The sequence below is a fragment of the Paenibacillus sp. JT31N11 genome (assembly GCF_056269285.1).
Genome location: NZ_JBWDNQ010000016.1, coordinates 1 through 18,028 on the forward strand (window position 1 = coordinate 1; position 18,028 = coordinate 18,028).

18 protein-coding genes are annotated in these 18,028 nt (G+C 51.6%); 7 read left to right on the plus strand and 11 right to left on the minus strand.

What is annotated here, in order from left to right:
- From AC0YNV_RS33345 to AC0YNV_RS33355, 3 genes are all read left to right on the plus strand, one after another.
- Nucleotides 1–247, plus strand: a 247-nt coding sequence (locus AC0YNV_RS33345; protein WP_475771895.1) for a hypothetical protein, incomplete at its 5' end; no start/stop codon positions are given.
- Nucleotides 244–789, plus strand: a complete 546-nt coding sequence (locus tag AC0YNV_RS33350) for a superoxide dismutase family protein (RefSeq protein WP_475771896.1) — start codon at nucleotides 244–246, stop codon at nucleotides 787–789. The genes AC0YNV_RS33345 and AC0YNV_RS33350, both read left to right, overlap by 4 nt.
- A gap of 433 nt (nucleotides 790–1,222) precedes the next feature.
- The gene (locus AC0YNV_RS33355) at nucleotides 1,223–4,546 is read left to right on the plus strand and encodes a fibronectin type III domain-containing protein (RefSeq protein ID WP_475771897.1); all 3,324 of its coding nucleotides are present in this window, start codon (nucleotides 1,223–1,225) and stop codon (nucleotides 4,544–4,546) included.
- A gap of 171 nt (nucleotides 4,547–4,717) precedes the next feature.
- Here the strand turns inward: AC0YNV_RS33355 and AC0YNV_RS33360 are convergent, their stop codons facing one another.
- The 4 genes from AC0YNV_RS33360 to AC0YNV_RS33375 all read right to left on the minus strand — a co-directional run bounded on the left by AC0YNV_RS33360 (nucleotide 4,718) and on the right by AC0YNV_RS33375 (nucleotide 6,640).
- Nucleotides 4,718–5,116 carry an SRPBCC family protein gene (locus AC0YNV_RS33360; protein WP_475771898.1) on the minus strand — a complete coding sequence of 133 codons (399 nt, stop codon included), beginning with the start codon at nucleotides 5,114–5,116 and terminating at the stop codon, nucleotides 4,718–4,720.
- Nucleotides 5,113–5,475, minus strand: coding sequence for an ArsR/SmtB family transcription factor (locus AC0YNV_RS33365; protein WP_475771899.1), 363 nt, complete (start codon nucleotides 5,473–5,475; stop codon nucleotides 5,113–5,115). The genes AC0YNV_RS33360 and AC0YNV_RS33365 overlap by 4 nt, the downstream gene beginning before the upstream one ends.
- A 66-nt stretch (nucleotides 5,476–5,541) precedes the next feature.
- A complete protein-coding gene (locus AC0YNV_RS33370) occupies nucleotides 5,542–5,997 on the minus strand; it encodes a carboxymuconolactone decarboxylase family protein (protein ID WP_475771900.1) in 456 nt (151 codons plus the stop codon).
- Between the two features lie 220 nt (nucleotides 5,998–6,217).
- A complete protein-coding gene (locus AC0YNV_RS33375) occupies nucleotides 6,218–6,640 on the minus strand; it encodes a DoxX family protein (protein ID WP_475771901.1) in 423 nt (140 codons plus the stop codon).
- Between the two features lie 185 nt (nucleotides 6,641–6,825).
- Between AC0YNV_RS33375 and AC0YNV_RS33380 the strand changes: the two genes are divergently transcribed.
- The 4 genes from AC0YNV_RS33380 to AC0YNV_RS33395 all read left to right on the plus strand — a co-directional run bounded on the left by AC0YNV_RS33380 (nucleotide 6,826) and on the right by AC0YNV_RS33395 (nucleotide 8,701).
- Entirely contained in the window at nucleotides 6,826–7,155 is a 330-nt protein-coding gene (locus tag AC0YNV_RS33380) for an ArsR/SmtB family transcription factor (protein WP_475771902.1), read from the plus strand.
- Nucleotides 7,156–7,353: 198 nt separating this feature from the next.
- Nucleotides 7,354–7,821 carry a phage tail protein gene (locus AC0YNV_RS33385; protein WP_475772007.1) on the plus strand — a complete coding sequence of 156 codons (468 nt, stop codon included), beginning with the start codon at nucleotides 7,354–7,356 and terminating at the stop codon, nucleotides 7,819–7,821.
- A gap of 111 nt (nucleotides 7,822–7,932) precedes the next feature.
- Nucleotides 7,933–8,112, plus strand: coding sequence for a GrpB family protein (locus tag AC0YNV_RS33390; RefSeq protein WP_475772008.1), 180 nt, complete (start codon nucleotides 7,933–7,935; stop codon nucleotides 8,110–8,112).
- A gap of 160 nt (nucleotides 8,113–8,272) precedes the next feature.
- On the plus strand, nucleotides 8,273–8,701 hold the full coding sequence (locus tag AC0YNV_RS33395) for an SRPBCC family protein (RefSeq protein WP_475771903.1): 429 nt from the start codon (nucleotides 8,273–8,275) through the stop codon (nucleotides 8,699–8,701).
- 104 nt (nucleotides 8,702–8,805) lie between these two features.
- Here AC0YNV_RS33395 and AC0YNV_RS33400 read toward each other — a convergent pair whose 3' ends face one another.
- The 7 genes from AC0YNV_RS33400 to AC0YNV_RS33430 form a co-directional block, all read right to left on the minus strand.
- Entirely contained in the window at nucleotides 8,806–9,684 is an 879-nt protein-coding gene (locus AC0YNV_RS33400) for an ROK family protein (protein WP_475771904.1), read from the minus strand.
- 115 nt (nucleotides 9,685–9,799) lie between these two features.
- Nucleotides 9,800–10,594, minus strand: coding sequence for a response regulator transcription factor (locus AC0YNV_RS33405; protein ID WP_210045838.1), 795 nt, complete (start codon nucleotides 10,592–10,594; stop codon nucleotides 9,800–9,802).
- Nucleotides 10,566–12,383 carry a sensor histidine kinase gene (locus AC0YNV_RS33410; protein WP_475771905.1) on the minus strand — a complete coding sequence of 606 codons (1,818 nt, stop codon included), beginning with the start codon at nucleotides 12,381–12,383 and terminating at the stop codon, nucleotides 10,566–10,568. The genes AC0YNV_RS33405 and AC0YNV_RS33410 overlap by 29 nt, the downstream gene beginning before the upstream one ends.
- A gap of 168 nt (nucleotides 12,384–12,551) precedes the next feature.
- Nucleotides 12,552–14,147 carry an extracellular solute-binding protein gene (locus AC0YNV_RS33415; protein ID WP_475771906.1) on the minus strand — a complete coding sequence of 532 codons (1,596 nt, stop codon included), beginning with the start codon at nucleotides 14,145–14,147 and terminating at the stop codon, nucleotides 12,552–12,554.
- A gap of 194 nt (nucleotides 14,148–14,341) precedes the next feature.
- Nucleotides 14,342–15,223 carry a carbohydrate ABC transporter permease gene (locus AC0YNV_RS33420; RefSeq protein ID WP_475771907.1) on the minus strand — a complete coding sequence of 294 codons (882 nt, stop codon included), beginning with the start codon at nucleotides 15,221–15,223 and terminating at the stop codon, nucleotides 14,342–14,344.
- Between the two features lie 27 nt (nucleotides 15,224–15,250).
- Complete coding sequence (locus AC0YNV_RS33425) at nucleotides 15,251–16,243, minus strand: ABC transporter permease (RefSeq protein WP_475771908.1); 993 nt, start codon at nucleotides 16,241–16,243, stop codon at nucleotides 15,251–15,253.
- 451 nt (nucleotides 16,244–16,694) lie between these two features.
- Entirely contained in the window at nucleotides 16,695–17,963 is a 1,269-nt protein-coding gene (locus AC0YNV_RS33430; RefSeq protein ID WP_475771909.1) for a ribulose-bisphosphate carboxylase large subunit family protein, read from the minus strand.
- Nucleotides 17,964–18,028 lie beyond the last annotated feature (65 nt).

Genomic DNA, 18,028 nt, shown 5'->3' on the forward strand with positions numbered 1-18,028 from the left:
TTTCTTATATTTCAAGAAGAAACGGCTGTCGCCGTCATTCGGTGGCGCAGAAAGTTTCTTCCCTCAGAAATATAAGCAAAGTATGGAGGAGTCTTATACTTTCTTATATTTCAAGAAGAAACGGCTGTCGCCGTCATTCGGTGGCGCAGAAAGTTTCTTCCCTCAGAAATATAAGCAAAGTATGGAGGAGTCTTATACTTTCTTATATTTTCAAAAAAACCAGCATCCAGGAGGACAAAATCAATGAAGAAAATCATCGTGTCAGTCTGTATGAATTTGCTTGGCTTCCTTCTGATCGGATCCGTAATCCTTGTCCCGGAGGCCAATGCAGATCACATGGAAGCGAAAGTGACCGTACAATTGATCAACACCAAGGGAGAAGCCGTCGGCACCGCCATACTTACCCAGAAAGGCGAGGGAGTCCTGTTTCATATCGAAGCCAAGAATCTCCCGCCGGGCGTCCATGGCATTCACTTCCATGAAACCGGAAAATGCGAGACCCCGGACTTCACTTCCTCAGGCGCACATCTGAACCCGCGGAATAAGGAGCATGGATTTAATAATCCCAAAGGATTTCATGACGGCGACCTGCTGAACATAACAGTTGGAGCAGATGGAATGGTCAAGGCCGATATGGAGAGCAAAAACGTTACCCTGGCCAAAGATGCAGCCAACTCTCTGCGCAAACCGGGCGGGACAGCGATCATCATTCACGAGAAGGCCGATGACTATGTGACCGATCCTTCCGGCAATTCCGGCAACCGGATTGCTTGCGGGCCTATCCAATAGCATATACAGCATGTGAAGCCAAATTCCTTTTGGGGATTTGGCTTTTTTGCTGTTTCCGTTCTTATTTGGGAAGCTGGGACTCTGGCGCTGCTCAAACAAAGAAATGAAATATTCCAGCTGTAAAATATTCGAATTCGGTAGAGAGATCCGTCTTATGCTCCCTTTATTGTTTGGAGGGTATGTCCGATGACCGTAATCCAGACACCGAAATGTACTGGAAATCGAAATTTTGATAGTCCGGATTGCAGGTTTTGTACAGTTTGTATGTTTTTGTACAGTTTACGATTTTTCCAAAGAATGACATGATCGATTTGAGAGGAGGGAGGTCCAGAGGCACGGAAGAACGGATGTGCGGTTGGCGAAATACAAAGAGTATAAGGCGCATGACAGTTTTAAGAGAGCAGCAAATTACGAAAGCGAGGGATCAATGAAGATGAGGAGCAAGTCTATTAAACCCCGCAAACTGAAGATGAGGGTGCTCAGTGTTTTTTGTGCGCTATCGGTAATTCTGCCGGTCATACCGGTGCAGATTGCTTCAGCCGCCACCATTAATGTAACCGCTTACGGCGCAAACGGCAGCGACACGGCGGATGACAAAACGGCGATCCAGAACGCCGTCAATGCGGCCGCGAGCGGCGATACCGTAAGCCTTCCGGCCGGAACCTATTATCTGTCCGGGAAGGTAAACGGCAAATCCGGCGTCAAGATCGCCGGCGCAGGACGCGATTCAACGACCGTCAAATTCACGTCCGCTTCGGATACCACGTTCTTTCACTTATATAATGTAACGAACGCGGAAGTGTCAGACATGACGCTCGACGGCAATAACAGTACGATTGCTTTGTCCGCGGTCACATCCGAATTCGGCGACGGCAACAAAATGCGGCATCTGAGAGTCAAGGATTTGGCCGCTTCATCCGGCTTCGGCCCTTTTGCCCTCTACGGAATTACGACCACCAACCTTGAGATCTCCGACAACATCGTGACAAATACCGGCGTAAATTCCGATTGGGGCGGCGGTGTCCGCGTGGGCTGGGGATCCGATCATGCATTGATTGAGAACAATACGATCGCAGATACCGGACGCGGCGGGATTTTTGTCAATGACGACAGCCCCTACGCCATTGTCCGCGGCAATACGGTTACCGGCACCGGCAAGAAGATGGAAGGACTCGGCATTGAGCTGCACACCGGTGTCGACTATTCCATTGTGGAGAACAACAATGTAGACCATTGGATCAGCGCGGTACGCTCGGCATACATCGCAGTGCGCAATAACACCGTCAAGGCGACCGACGGCTCTGTCGGCAACATGGGCCTTGAGGTCATGGTTGACCATGGCATCACATCGGGCAACCTGGTCGACGGCGGCCAGCAGGTAGGCATGCAGCAGTCGCCCGGCACGGGCTATCAGCTGTGGAACTACAACACGGTCAAGAACATCGTCATGTGGGGCATGCAGCTCCAGGGCACAGGTACAGGAGAAATCGAACAGTATCAGTATTTCTACAAAAACATCTGGCAGAACGGTCCGATCGGCAATCCGGCCGCCGCTTACCCGGGTTATGACGGCAACGCGGTCCGGATTCACGGCGATACCAGAAACATCGTGTTCGACAGCAACCAGATCATAAATAACGGCCGGAAAGCGATCGAGATCACGACGGCAAGCGGTACCGACCGTCTGAGCTTCATCAACAACACGATCACAGGAAACGGCGGACCGTCAATCGACCAATATCCGTCCTCTGCTGCTGATCTCGAGTGGAGCGGCAACACCGTAAGCGGCAACGGCACGAATACGCAGCTTACGAGCCGCGGCTTCAGCGACGCGAAGCCGGTTGCGAATTTCACGGCACCGCTTACCGTACAGCTCGGGCAGCCTGTTACGTTCACGAACACCTCGACCGATAACGGCTCGATCGTCGAGAACCTGTGGGATCTCGGGGAAGGCCTTCCCGTTACGGCCGCAAGTCCGACCTATACGTATCAGAAGCCGGGTACGTACCATGTCATTCTGGGGGTATGGGATAACGGAGGACGGGCAAGCGTCAAGGAGCAGACGATTACCGTCTTTACAGGCCCGCCGGACACGACTGCTCCTTCCGCGCCGACGAATCTGTCCGCGCCGACGAAGTCCAACGTTACGGTCGATCTGTCCTGGTCGGCCTCGACCGACAATGTCGGCGTGATCGGCTACGATGTTTATAAGAACGGCGTGCTGGCCGGATCAACATCCGGAGCAGGCGCCACCACCTTCCCCATCACGGGCCTGACGCCAAGCACGGCATACAGCTTCACGGTCAAGGCGAAGGATGCATCCGGCAATATATCAGCCGCCAGCAACACGCTGAACGTGACAACCGACGCCGGTGATACACAGCCGCCTACGGCACCGTCCAGCCTGACCTCCCCGTCGAAGACGGATACCAGCATAAGCTTGTCCTGGTCAGCATCGTCGGATAATGTCGGCGTAACGGGCTATAACATCTACATCGGATCCAATCTGGCGGGCTCCACGGCAGGAGCGGTGGCGACGACCTTCAACGTCACCGGGCTTGCGCCAAGCACAGCCTTTACCTTCACCGTAAAAGCGAAGGATGCGTCGAACAACCTGTCGGCTGCCAGCAATTCAGTGAGCGTAACGACCAATCCAGCCGCCAATTGGGTCAATTGCGCGGGCGAAAACAATCCGTGCAGCTTCACTGGCACCAAAGAAGTGCGCTACGGCGCGCCAGGCAGCTATGTTTACGGCACTTATACGAATACTGTCATGTGCTCCAACAACGCCTTCGGCGTTGATCCGGCACCCGGACAATACAAAACCTGCGATGTCAATATGGCTGGCAGCGGAAGCAGCGACACGCAGGCGCCTGCAGCTCCGGCAAGTCTGACATCGCCTTCGAAGACCACGACAAGCGTCAATTTGTCCTGGTCGGCCTCGACCGACAATGTCGGCGTAACGGGCTACAACATCTATAACGGCGGCACGCTGACCGGTTCCACGACAGGCGCGCTGACGTTCACCGTGTCCGGCCTTACGGCAAACACCGCCTACAGCTTCACCGTCAAGGCGAAGGATGCCGCCAACAATCTGTCGGCAGCGAGCAATACGCTGAACGTGACGACGAATTCATCAGCAGATACGCAAGCTCCTTCCGCGCCGGCAAGCCTGACCTCGCCATCGAAAACGGATACGAGCGTCAGCCTGTCCTGGTCGGCCTCGACCGACAATATCGGCGTCACCGGCTATGACATTTATAAAGACGGGACGCTAGCCGGCTCCACCACCAGCGCATTGACCTTCACGGTGTCAGGTTTGACGGCGAGCACGCCGTACAGCTTCACGGTGAAAGCCAAAGACGCGGCAGGAAATGTGTCGGCGGCGAGCAATGCATTGAACGTGACGACCACGGGCTCAGCAGCAGCCAACTGGGTCAACTGCGCAGGCGAGAACAATCCGTGCAACTTTACAGGCACGAAGGAAGTCCGCTACGGCGCGAACGGCAGCTATGTCTACGGTACATTTACGAATACCGTCATGTGCTCCAATCATGATTTCGGCACGGATCCAGCCGTCGGCTATTACAAAACATGCGATGTCAATATGGCGAGCGGGCTGAGCATGGCAAATCAGCCTGGCCTGGCTTTATTCGGAGCGTCCGTCGTATCTGCGGACACCGCTGCGCTGATCCCGTCCATTGGCTCGGTCACAAATTCCGCTAGATCGGCTTATTACCAACACTGGCGGTTCTGATTGTCGCAATTTTGGAACAAAATCGTTTGGGCAGATCCGCCCCTCTGTCTTGTTGACTAAAATTGATTGGTTTTCAGACAACCCATCATCCTTCTGATCATATTAATGTGTAAAATATAAACCGGCTGCACACAGCATGCAGCCGGTTTTGTTTTCGGGACAAACAGGCGATTATTGTTCCAACACCTTTTCAAGCTCGCCGCACCAGTTCGTCCAGCCCCACTTGGCGCCCTCGAGTCCTTGGACAGTCGAGATTCCAGTTTGTTCAAGATGAAGATTAACCTTGCCATCCCCCAGATCCTTTAGTGTCCAGGTGACCGTTTGCTTCTCCTGTCCGCTTACCCAGGTATATGACAACCGGTTTGGCGGTTCAACGGCAAGCACTTCGCCGTCAACAACGCCATCCCAATTTCCGACGGGCTGCAAGCGGAACTGAAATCTGTGGCTTACTTCGGGCTTGAAATCATTCTCCGTGATCCACTTGGCAAGCTTACCTGAATCCGTCAAGGCGGTCCAAAGCTTCTCGATCGAGGTCTTGTACTGAAAATCCAAGGTTAACGTTTCACTCATTCTTCTTCCTCCTCTAATTGACGTTTCAAACCCAGCAGAACGTGACTCCAGAACATGTTGTAGTTTGCAGCCCAATCTTGAATTTCACTCAGTGGAAAGGCGTATAGCCTATATCGCGTTTCTCTGCCTACCTTCCGGTCAAGTACCAACCCGGCCTCTTTAAGGATTGTCAAATGCTTTGATACCGCTGTGCGGCCCATTTGAAACTTTGTCGTTAATTCATGGAGAGGCAACTCCTCAGATTCTGCCAACAGACGAATTAATTGACGTCTTGTTGTATTCGCGATCGCTTCAAACACATCCCGGAAGCAGTTGTTATCGTTCACAACACCCTCTCCTAGAAGTCCAATTTCGTACATCTTTTGGTGATTTTATTAATTAAATGACGCTTTGGTGTCGTGTCAACTGCTTCTTATAATACACACTCAACCCCAAGATCCCGCAACTTGTCTGGTTGTGACGTTGAGGCGATTAAAAAGGTTGGTTGTAGCAATCGAGAGAATCAGGGCAGCCAAGGCGGTTTCGTCGTAATGCCGGGTGGCTTCATCCCAAATTTCATCTGGTACCGGGTCTTCCCGATCACTGAGCCTGGTTATTGCATCCGTTAACGCCAAAGCAGCACGTTCGGCATCCGTAAAGTGCGGAGAATCCCGCCAGGCTGCAACCGCAAATAAGCGCTCATCAGATTCGCCAGCCTTTTTGGCATACAATACACCTGATTCAACGCAAGAACTGCAGCCGTTTATTTGACTCGCGCGTAAGTGAGCCAGATGGAGAGTTGTCTCTGATATTGAGCCCTTGTGCAGTGCGGCATTTAAAGACTGAATTGCCTTCATTGCGTCAGATATGATTATTGCAGGGTTTTTCATGCGTACTTGCATGATGTCATCTCCTTGTCAGATAAGTTTTGCACAGAACCACACTGTTGGTTACTCGGTGTGATTAGATACTAAGATTTGAATCCCACAACGGTCTCAAAGTAATTCTTCATAGTCCTCTTTTGATAGGATTTTCTCGTTCACATCACCTTCTCCCCGCTTTGAATGGATAGTTTAAGGTAGCGTATTTTCAAGATAGACGGTTGATCATTTCATCACCTCCTTAAAGTTTGCGGCTCTTCGGACGTAGCGCCCACGAGGCGAGAGCTAGGATTGCAAGACCAAGAGTGCTCCAAATATGGTACGCATAAGCCCCGTAGTCCCCCACGAATGCATGTGATGCAGCTGCGCCGGTCATTCCAAAGAAAATGCCTGCATACGCCCATTCCTTAAGCCGCGGAAAGCCCGGCACGAGGATGGCTATCGTCCCAAGCACCTTCCAAATCCCGAGAATGGTCAGAAAGTACACCGGATACTCTACTATCTCCACTGTATCGAGCGTTCCCCATTGATGGCTTAGTTCCCCAATTCCTCCGCTCCCCTCAACGAATGCAAGCAGCGCTGTTGTAACCCAATAGGTGACAATTTTTCCACGGGGATAGGTTTCTTCTTTTGAGTTTGTTACCGCGTCGATAATCTTGCTCATTTGTTTCCTCCTCAAAGTCTATTGGACACCATTTACTGTCTTGTCAACAATGTTTTTTCATCTTCACATGAAACTATTGGTTTTCTTTGGAAAGAAGGTGGACCTATTGACTAGACACTATTTACTGTCCTATAATCAAAACACTAATCTTTTTAATTTCATTTCATACGAGGGAGTCGGTGATAATGAGCGCAGATGCACAGAAACGGGATGTCTATTATGCCGTGGCCGATCCGACCCGGCGCGAGATCATTCGACTGCTGGCGGATGCGGATGAATTGCCGCTCCATCGGTTGACTCCGTATTTTGCGATGGGCCGCACCGCAGTCTCCGGGCATTTGACGATTTTGAAGGAAGTCGGCCTTGTGACCGAGCGTAAAGTCGGCCGTGAGACGCGAAACCGTCTCAATCCCGCACCGCTGAAGGAACTTCAGGACTGGTTGTCGTACTACGAGAAATTTTGGAAACAAAATATGGTTCGCCTGGATCAGCTTCTTAAGGAGGAACAGGACTAAAGCAAGATCGATCTATCGCTCGATTTTAAGTTCGAAAGTTCTATCAAGCAGGTGTAGGACGCCTTGACCGACTATAGTAAGCTGGCGAAATGGGTCATGGACAACGATTTCAAACCGATTGTCGGCCATCATTATCAGTTCCGAAGGGAACCGGTCGAAGGATGGGACGGCATCATTTATAATACGAGGAGGATGGAAATGTCCCATATCGTTGATTTTAAAAATGTGTCTACGATTGATTTAGAGTCTTCACCAGTAGCAGAAGCGCTTGCTGGTTTACGTGCTAATGAAGCCCGTTACTTTATGAACAAATACAAGCATGAGTTTACGGTAGTACCAGCTAGCGAAAGCCAGGAGACGCTTGATTATGTGAACCGAATTTTGAAAGAAGAACGTGATATTAAGTTTGCAGCCAAACCTTTAGAAACGTCACGTTTTCAAGTGGAAAATATCAAATGGGCCTTCGTTTTTTATGAGGATGGTCTAGCGGTCAATGTCATGTATACGGTTGATGATCCTAAGAAACGGGCCGTTGGTTTTAAGCTTTCTGAGGGGATGGGGGTACCAAAGGAGTTAGAAGAGAAGAAGTTTAAGTTTGCCAGACAGAAGTCTAAACTAGCCGGGACAATTCGAGGCTCGTTTTTTGTAATTAAAGGCGAGTATTAAAAGCAAGCAAAAAGCGCAAGCATAGCGGTGGATCCGATCCATCGCTATTTTGTTTTTGCAACACTGCGCTGCACCGCATTGCGCTAACGTAATGAGAAATCAATTCTTTCAATTATATTTAAAGAAACCGTTTTAGACATTCAGCATTTTGGTAGCACATCAGTCCCCTGGATGTTAGCTAAACCAATTATTGATATATTAATTCTATGTGTACGGCAAGGCTATGCGAAAACGATGACAGGATCGGTTAAGACATGTGCTCCAAGGAGCATGTGTCTTTTTTTTATTTGATAGATAACATTCGATCCATAATTACGGGTAATATCGTGATTGGAGATGATGTACCTAATTGCCGACATAGCAATCCAAAAGAAACTATTGTATTCATTACATGTTATCATAACCATGAAACTGCTAATAACCATATCCAAGGTATAGAAAGGGGTAAGACATGGCAAATATCGAGCACTTGCAAACCGTACATGTTCCAGCGTCGAAGGTGTATGAAACTTTAACCACCGCTGAGGGACTGTCGGAAATATGGACCAATGAACTCATTATCAATAATCAAATTGGCTTTATTAATGAATTTCGATTCGGCAGCAATGACATAACTAAGATGAGAATAGAGGAATTGATCCCAAATAAAAAAGTCATATGGCAGTGTATAGATTCAGATCCAGAATGGATTGGTACGATTATTTCCTTTGACATTGAAGAAAAGAACGGGAATTCTTATATTACTTTACGTCATATGAACTGGAGAGAAGTAACGCCATTTTTTCGCTCTTGTAACTACAACTGGGCTATTTTCCTTTATAGTCTCAAATCCTACTGTGAAGAGGGGTCTGGTCTCCCTTATCATAAACGTAAGTTTTAATTATCCGCTATTTCAATGATTCCTTATGGCTTTATATACTATAAATAATGAAAAGCCGGTTCCTGTACATCAGGAACCGGCTCCTCATAAGCCTGAAATATGGACTAACCCCTCTTAAGCGCCTCAAGACCAAGCGCCACCGAGCCGCATAATCCGGCATTGTCGCCAAGTCCTGGCGACACGATATAATCCGCGATGCCTTCCTTGACGCTGGGGTGATTCACATAGCCGTTCAAATTGCGCTGCACTTCCGCGTGAATGAGCGGGAACAGCTGCAGCTGATGCATGACGCCGCCGCCCAGAATGATCTTCTTGGGCGATAACAGGAGTATCGCGCCTGCTACGGCTTGTCCGATATAGAATGCCTCCATCGCCCATGCCGGGTGATCCACCGGAAGCTCGCTCGCCTTCACCTTCCAGCGCTTCTCGATGGCTGGACCTGCCGCCATGCCTTCCAGACAATCGCCGTGGTACGGGCAGAAGCCCTCGTAAGCATCCTCCGGGTGACGGCGCACCAGCACATGACCGCCTTCCGGATGCACAAGTCCATGCACCAGGCGGCCCTCCGTATAGACGCCTACGCCTACGCCGGTTCCGATCGTGTAATAGATGCAGCTGTCAAGGCCTTTGGCTGCGCCCCAGGTGGCCTCTCCAAGCGCCGCGGCGTTCACATCCGTGTCCCAGCCGAACGGAACGTCGAACTCCTTCTTCAGCGTTCCCAGAAAATCATAGCCGCCCCAGCCTGGCTTGGGGGTAGTCGTTACATGGCCGTATGTCGGGCTGGATGGATCGATATCAATCGGCCCGAACGTGCCGACTCCGATCGCCTCAACCTGTTTATCTCGGAAATAATTAATGACATTAGCAAGCGTAACCTCAGGCTGCTCCGTCGGAAAGCTGACCCGATCCTCAACATCGCCATGCTCATTGCCGATTCCGCATACAAATTTGGTTCCGCCCGCTTCTATTGCTCCGATACGCATTCAATTGTCCTCCATTATAGGGTAAGGATAGATTCTTCACAGGTTCGATGCACAAGTACCATAATAAAGGACAAGCTACCCTTTGACAATGAGGCGGGGCTTTTTGAAAATCCAGCTAATGGATCTCGCGCAGCGTCTGGCGGTACAGCTCGCGGAACTCGCCGGGCGTCACGCCCGCATATTTCTTGAATACGGTAAAAAAATGGCGGACATTCTCATACCCGACTTCCTCCGAAATCGTCTGAAAGGAGATATCCTCGTCGGAGAGCATCAGCTGCTTGGCCTTCCTGATCCGGCATAAATGCAGGTAATGAATGAAGGTAAGACCCGTTTCCTTCCTGAACAGGCCGCTGATATAGTTCGGATGCAGCTCGACATGAACCGCGATCATATCGAGGGACAGGTCCTGAGTGAAGTGCCGGTCAATGTACTCGACGACTCTGCGGATATTGCGCGACATCTGGCATCTTTTTCCTTCCGGGAGCAGCGGGCTCTCCTCGGCCAGAGCCGCCTTCGGACGGTTCGCGCTCTGCTCATGCACAATTTCCAGGCACACCTCCGACAGCAGATTAAGAAACTCCGCTTTATTGATCGGCTTGAGCAGATAGTCGATCACCTTGCGCCGGATCGCTTCCCGCAAATAAATTTTCTCTTCATATCCCGTGAGGATAATGAAGCGCTTGCACAGCTGCTTGTCCTGCGCCTCGCGGATCAGGTCGAGCCCGTTCATTTCGGCCATCTCGATATCCGTAATGATCAGATCGGGCTTGAACGCGGCCATTTTCTCCAGCGCATCCAGCCCGTCGCAGGCATTGACGATTTCCTTGAACGGGATATTGGATTTCTCCACGATATTGGTGAGTCCCTTGATGATAATCGGTTCATCGTCCACGATCATGAGATTCAGCATGGGAATCCCTCCTGATTTGGAAAATAAGCGTGAAGCACGTACCTTCGCCGGTCCTGCTCTCAATCTCGAAGATGCTGTCCTCGCCGAAATAGGCCTTCATCCGCTCGCTTACGTTATACAGTCCCATACCCGACCCGGTCGACTGCAGCAGGTCCTTGTTTATGCGCCTTGCCAGCACGCCGCGAATCATCTCCAGCCGGTCATGCGGCATCCCCGCCCCGTCGTCGGCAATGGTGATATGAATGCGTTCATTCTCCTGCCATATATGGACATCGATCGTTCCGCCCCTGCGGGTTTTGCTCAAGCCGTGCACAATGCAATCCTCGACGAGAGGCTGCAGAATAAACCGCGGACAGCGCACCGTCAGGACTTCGGCTTCCACCCGGAACCGGAAATGCAGCTTATCCTCCATGCGTATCTTGTGCACCTGCAAATAATGCTTGATGTTCTCGATCTCCTCCTCCAGCGGCGTGTCGTTCTCGCCGGAGGACAGGCTGTAGCGCAGCAGCCGCCCGAATGTATAGATGGCCTCCACGACTTCCTCGTCATCGTTCAGCTCGGCCAGCATCCGGATCGATTCCAGTGTGTTGTAGAGAAAATGCGGCTTGATTTGCGCCTGAAGCACCTGATAGTCGGCTTCCTTCTTCATCAGCTCGGCGCGGTGGACCCGGTTGAGCAAATCGTCGATCCGCCGGATCATCGAATTATACGAAACCGTGAGCAGGCCGACCTCGTCCTGATCCACTCTTCCCACATACTCCATCAAATTATTCTGATCGACTCTGCGCATATGCTTGGCCAGACGAACGATCCGCTTGGTCAGCATCGACACGGTCAGATAGTAAATAAGAGACAAGAGCGCCAAGAGCCCGATAATGATGACGGCAAATCCGACCGTCTTCTCCCTCATATCCGAGAAGGCCTCGTCAATTCCGTTAATCAGCAAAATGCGGAAGGGCAGACCCTGTACGGCTACCGAATTGACGAAGAGCTTATGTTCGCTCCAGTAATAAAAGCCCGGCTGCTTCTGCAGGCGATCCAGAATCGCGGTCGTCTGCCCCTCGGAAAGCTTCATATTCATGTCGCGGTAAAGAATCCGGTCCTCCTGGAAAAACATAATATTGCGGTCCGGAACCGAGGAGACCGAATTGAAGAAATCCTGTGTAATGCCGGGTTTCACATTGACTTCCATAATGCCAAGCTCAATAGAGAAGCTGCTGTCGTAAATTTTCTGGTAATACGTCATGGACGGGATCGTATCCGTCTGATGGGTTTCGACGATCCATAAGCCCTTGTTCATGGGAAGCGTTTTCAGTCTGCTGATCACGTCGGTATTTTTCAAATCGCTGTAGTACCCCACCTCGCTTGCAACCGGCAGCACATGCTCGTTATACATATAGAGCCGCACCGAGTTGATGGAGGAATTGCCGGAATAAGCGAAGTTGAATACGGGACGGATGCTTTTGAGATAATTGTACACCTGATCCGCGTCGGACATATAGTGACCGCCGATATAATCGATAACCTCCGGATTGTATTGAAACAAATTATAAATGGATTCCGTCTGCGCAAGGCTGACCTCAAGGCTGCCCGCCGCCTGCTCGATCAGATGCTGCTTGCTTTGAGAATAATCCTTGAAAATACTGGTGTAAAACTGATTGTAAAATGTCGAGCTGAAGGCGATCGTCGGCAGCAGGACGAGCACGAAATAACCGGCAAACATTTTGCTGGCGATCCGCATATCGCGGAAGCGCTGCACCATTTTATGAAAAAGCGTCAAATCTCTCACTACTTTTCCCTTGAATTGACTAGCTGTGATTTTCATCTTACATGGTTTTCACAATCGAAACAATCGCTAATGGCCGAAGGAAAGGTTATTCCTTGACCTGGAGAACAAAAGCCAATAAAGGGCAGAGCTCAAGCATGGCATGCTTATCTCCGCCTTTATTTATGGTTCTTATTGATTCGTATCAATTCTGCTTTGGGCTTCCCCGTAACGCTTGACCGCCCATTCGTTCAGCTTGTCCAAACCGATTTTACGGGCTTGATCCATCATTTCATTATAGGCCTTAACCGCCTCCTCCTTGGATTTGGCCAGATAAATTTTCGCTTCCGCCGTCTTGATCATATTGTCGATATTGGATTGAATGACCGCTTCCGCCGACCCGACTTCAGGCACAAGCGTACCGAGCAGCGGATCGGATTGATACACCTTGGTCATCGCTTCCATCGCGGCGGTGGATTGCGGCTGATTCTCCGGCTGGTAACGGGCCAACCCTTGCGTAATGTAGGTATCCGCCAGGAGACCCCAATACACAAATCCGTTCTTCTTCACAACATCCAAATCGTTGGTATTGTAGCTGAATACCGGATAGCCGCCATCCGCCATCTTGTAATCCTCGCCTTCGATACCCCAGTCGCCAAGACGCGTACCCTCGTCGCTGCGCATGTATTCAATGAACTTGATCGCCGCTTCCGGATCCTTGCTGCTCTTCGTCACGAATACTCCTGCCCAGCCGGGATTATTGTTAATCAGCGCGGCCTTGTCCGTAAGCATGGGCGTAAGCTGCGTAAACGTGAACGCCGCCCCGTTCTTCGCAAGCTCGGCGTTAAGCGTTTCTGCCGCCGTTTCGGTATATTCCCAGGCAAACGCCTTCCCGGTCAGCGCCAGCTGCTTGGACTGATTCGGATCCTTCCAGGTATACTGGTCGGCGGTAATGAATCCTCTCGTATATAATTCATTCATAAATTGATAGTATTCCAGCTGGCGGGGTTCGCCGATGAAATAAGCCGGTTTGCCTTCGACCTCCGTGAAGCCGAAACGCGGCAGTCCGAGCTGCAGCCGGAAATAAGAATCAATCTGTCCGGGCGTCAGCGCAAGCGGCGTCATATCCGGGTATTTCTCCTTGACCGTGCCGAGCACATTCAGGAAATCATCCAGCGTCTTGATCTCAGGATTGCCGATTTCCTCCATGATGTCCGTACGCAGCGCCATGCCGCCTCCCCGGAACAGAGCTTTGGGATATTTGGCCAGTTCGCCTGGCGGAGAGAATCCATCGCGCACCGTATAATAATTGCCGTCGGACACCGTGTTGACGGCCTTGGTCAGGTCGTCGATCTTGAAATCTGGCGTATACTTGTCGATCAGCTCCTGCCAGGGGTAGGATACCTTGGAATCCGACATTTTGGAAATATGGTCGTACGTAAACACCAGATCCGGCAGCTCGCCGGATGCGATCATCAGCGGCAGCTGATTGGCGTCGGAGGCTACCTGAACATGAATTGTGACACCCGTTGCCGTCGTGATGGCTTCCGGAATTTTTCCGCTCCAATCGCTCATCGGCCACCACGGAAAATCGACAAACATGGTTAATGTCCTCTGAGCCTGCGGGCTGCCTTCCCCATTATCGGATGCCGGCGCATTGCTGCTCACCGGCGGCTCATTGCCGCTGCCGGTATTGCCAGCGCCATTATTGCCGCCGCCGCAAGCGGCGAGCGATAATGACAGACAGAGTACAACGAGAACGCCAAGCCATCTCTTTGTGGTAAACATTTTATTTCCTCCCTTTATCGGTTAAGAAGAACCGGCTCCGCCGTCTTCCGGCGGCAGGGGCAGGTTTCTTCCCTCAACCTTTATAGAGATTTAATGGCGTAAACCTTAATTATCTCTATAAAGTTAAAAATCTATATCGATGGAATGGATGAATCTGTGAATGCCATTCCATTTAATATACCAGCTTAGTTCGTTCAACCTTTGACGGCTCCGATTGTCGTGCCTTTCACAAAATATTTTTGCAGGAACGGATACACGCATATGATAGGCGCGACCGCGATGACCATCGCCGTGACCTGCAGGGAAAACGGGGTAACCTGGGCTACCTGGGACGCATATTCCGCACTGCGGCTGTCCAGCGGAATATTGCCCTTGTTGATGATTTCAATCATCCGGAAGGTCAGCGTCCGCAAATTGTCGCTCGATACAAAGTAGGCCGAATCCAGCCATGAGTTCCATTGCGACACGCCCAAAAACAAGGCCATCGTGGCCAGGAGCGGCTTCGATACCGGCAAAATAATCCGGTTGAAAATCGTCCATTCGCTGGCTCCGTCGATTTTGGCCGATTCCTCCATCTCGGGCGGCAGATCCCTGAAGAACGAAACGGCGATAATCAGGAAGAAGATGTTCAGCATCGTCGGGATCACAAAGACATAGAACGTATTCAGCAGATGGAGCTGGCGGAGAACCACGTAATAGGGAATCAAGCCTCCCGATACGTACATTCCGACGATAAACAGCATGTAGTAGAATTTTTTGAACAGCAGCTGCCTGGCAGACAAGCCGTAAGCGACCAGCGAGGTGACGAACAACCCGAGAGCCGCGCCGACGACCGTTCTTGCTGCGCTGACGAAGAATGCCTTGATCCAGTCGGGATCATTCAGAAATGTGCTGTAATTCTCGAAGGTAAAGGCCCGCGGCCAAAAATAAACGCCGCCGAGGGCCGTATCCATCCCCTTGTTGAAGGAAACGACAAGCAGGTAGAAAAACGGGTAGAAGGTGATGAGAAAAACAAGGACCATCAATATATAGTTAACGCTGTCAACCAGCCAGTCCTCCAAGGTGCGTTTAGCCAAGATGCTGCCTCCTTTCTTGTTAAGCGGTCAGAACAGACCCGATTGCGTCGTTTTCTTCGCGATGAAGTTGCTTGAGAGAATTAATACTATTGAGATAACGGATTGGATCAGATCAATGGCGGTTGCGAAGGAATAACGCCCCTGCGCAAGCCCCATCCGAAACGCGTACGTTTGCAAAATTTCCGATTTGTCGGCATTAAGCGGATTCCCCAGCAGAAACGCCTGTTCGAAATTCGAACCGACCAGCCCTCCTCCAAGCAGACTGCCCAGGGCAAGAATCAAGACGACGACAATCGTTCCCTTAATGCCGGGGAGGGTTACATGCCAAATCCGCGATAACCGGCCAGCCCCGTCAATCTGCGCCGCCTCGTACAGGGAAGGATCGATTCCCGATACCGCAGCGAGAAAAATAATCGTCCACCAGCCCATTTCCTTCCAGATCGCGCTTCCCACCGCCAAGCCCCAGAAATGATCCGGGTTGGTCAGAAAGCCGATCGGTTCATCGATAATGCCCACCGACATGAGAAAATGATTGACCATGCCGGATTCGCCGGAAAGGAAAACGACGATAAACCCGTATACGACAACCCAGGAAATAAAATGCGGCAAATAGCTGACAGTCTGTACGGCCCGCTTGAACCAGTGAATTCTGACCTCATTGATCATCAGCGCAAACAGGATCGGGACCGGGAAGGTAAAAACCAATTTGAGCAGGCTAAGCGCCAATGTGTTGCGTACGATATTGTGAAACTGGTAGTCGTTATAAAACTCCTCGAAATATTTGAACCCGACCCACGGACTTGTGAAAATGCCGCGGATGCCATCCGTGACCGAATAATCCTTGAAGGCCATCAGAATCCCGAACAGAGGCAGGAAGTGAAAAATGACAAGCAAGAGAATCCCGATCCAGACGAAGATCTGCGGATATTTCTCTTTTTTCAACCGCCTCCAGACCGAACCGGAGGAAGCCGATTGCGAGGAGGCGGTTATCAAGGGGGGTTGTTTTAATTCTGCGCTCAAGGCCTTCCTCTCCTTTCCGAAGCCACAATAATTTGAAACCGCTGCCATGCTGTACCTCTATCTTACAGAGGCTGGCTTTGATGCGAAATTGAAGAAAAATAAGAAAAGCATGTCGATTTTTAAGAAACCGCTTCCAGCATGAGATGACCCGCGCAAGGAGTGAAGCGAGCCGGTAAATAGGCTGCCCTCTGACTAGTTTAAGGATCACTGCTGGCGTGCCGTTTGGCAGCCTGACTGGCCCGGGCTCAGGGCTGCAGCAGGATTTTTCCCGCTTACAGGGGCAAATCCCGAAGACAGCGTGCTTAGAAGCAGGATTTTCCTTACTGGCGCGCCGCTTGCAGCATGACTGGCCCAGGCTCAGGGTCGCAGCACGATTTTTCCCGCTTACAGGGGCAAATCCCGAGGGCAGCGTACATAGAAGCAGGATTTTCCTTGCAGGGGAGCCGCACCTTCATGATTTGGCGCCGAATTTGTCGACGGCGCGCTGCAGAACGGGATGTCTGGCCGCACACGCAGCCAACGACTCGCCCTTTACAGCCGCCTCCCACCCGAGCTTCATGCTTTTCACTCCCGCCGTCGGTCCGTCCGGATGCGCCAGAATGCCTCCGCCCGCCAGATGCATTACATCGACGGTGCCGGTCGCAGCGTAAGTATCAACCGCCGTCCCGGCCCACTGCCCGGAAGAAATAACCGGCATTGGCAGCCGGGTATCCCCAAGCGGCGTCAGACAGGAGCGGATCGAATGAATGACGGACTGGTCGCTCTCGTAAAACTTGCTGCGCAAGCCGTTCACATGGATATGATCGGCTCCGGCAAGGCGGGCCAGCTTCTGGTAGACGCGAAAATCCATACCCAGCTGAGGACAGCGGGTCAGCATTCCCCACTGGTTGCGGTGCCCATGAATGGGCACCTCGCTGTACCGGCTCAGCTCGGTCAGGGCCGTGAAGCCGATGCTGTTGATGCTTGCCATCACGCAGCTGCCTCCTGATTGAACCACCTGGTCGTGATTGCGGCGCATCTGGTCCATATCCCCCGTAATGTTGAAGGCGTACATGACCTGCTTGCCCGTCCGGTCCGCCGCGCGCCGGATCGCATCCATCACCGTCTCCACCTTCAGCGCGAACGGCGCATAAGGAGGGTCCGCGTTCAGCTCATCGTCCTTGATGAAATCCAGTCCAGATAAGGCAAGCTCCGTAATCAGCCGGCCGAGCGCCTCCATCGGCAGCCCGACAGAGGGTTTGACGATGGTCCCGATAATCGGCCTGCCGGATACGCCGCACAATTCCCGTGTCCCTTCAATGCCGAACCGGGGTCCGCGGTATGCACGGACGAAGGCTTCGGGCAGATCGAGATCGAGAAGACGAAGCCCGGACAATTCCTGCAGCTCATACAGGTTTCCGGCCACCGCCGTCATCAGATTGGGGATGGACGGGCCGAAATTATGGAGCGGGAAGGAAATCCTCACTTCTCCCCTGCGGTAACCGCCGCTGTGACCGGCCGGAACAGTCGCGCCCGGCAGTGACGGCACATCCACAATTTCGAGCGGACGGATGCCTTCCACTACTGCGCCAAATTCGAACTTCAGATCATCCGTTTCTCCCGGCACCGCCGTGAAGGTGCCCGTCGACTGCTCGCCTGCCAATATCCCGGCGGCGTGCTCCAGGGAATACGGCGTTTCCACCAGATAAACCGCGACTACGCGTTCCTGATTTTGCTTCAATGACAGACTCTCCTCTCTTCATAATCGTTGGATGGGAGCGGCGGAAAACAGGCACCGCTCCCGGG

Excerpts from the sequence above, each read along its gene's own strand:
- AC0YNV_RS33350 (WP_475771896.1), top strand. The coding sequence starts at position 244 with ATGAAGAAAATCATCGTGTCAGTCTGTATGAATTTGCTTGGCTTCCTT.
- AC0YNV_RS33365 (WP_475771899.1), bottom strand. The coding sequence starts at position 5,475 with ATGTACGAAATTGGACTTCTAGGAGAGGGTGTTGTGAACGATAACAAC.
- AC0YNV_RS33360 (WP_475771898.1), bottom strand. The coding sequence starts at position 5,116 with ATGAGTGAAACGTTAACCTTGGATTTTCAGTACAAGACCTCGATCGAG.
- AC0YNV_RS33405 (WP_210045838.1), bottom strand. The coding sequence starts at position 10,594 with ATGCTGAATCTCATGATCGTGGACGATGAACCGATTATCATCAAGGGA.
- AC0YNV_RS33380 (WP_475771902.1), top strand. The coding sequence starts at position 6,826 with ATGAGCGCAGATGCACAGAAACGGGATGTCTATTATGCCGTGGCCGAT.
- AC0YNV_RS33355 (WP_475771897.1), top strand. The coding sequence starts at position 1,223 with ATGAGGAGCAAGTCTATTAAACCCCGCAAACTGAAGATGAGGGTGCTC.
- AC0YNV_RS33375 (WP_475771901.1), bottom strand. The coding sequence starts at position 6,640 with ATGAGCAAGATTATCGACGCGGTAACAAACTCAAAAGAAGAAACCTAT.
- AC0YNV_RS33395 (WP_475771903.1), top strand. The coding sequence starts at position 8,273 with ATGGCAAATATCGAGCACTTGCAAACCGTACATGTTCCAGCGTCGAAG.
- AC0YNV_RS33370 (WP_475771900.1), bottom strand. The coding sequence starts at position 5,997 with ATGCAAGTACGCATGAAAAACCCTGCAATAATCATATCTGACGCAATG.
- AC0YNV_RS33385 (WP_475772007.1), top strand. The coding sequence starts at position 7,354 with ATGTCCCATATCGTTGATTTTAAAAATGTGTCTACGATTGATTTAGAG.
- AC0YNV_RS33415 (WP_475771906.1), bottom strand. The coding sequence starts at position 14,147 with ATGTTTACCACAAAGAGATGGCTTGGCGTTCTCGTTGTACTCTGTCTG.
- AC0YNV_RS33400 (WP_475771904.1), bottom strand. The coding sequence starts at position 9,684 with ATGCGTATCGGAGCAATAGAAGCGGGCGGAACCAAATTTGTATGCGGA.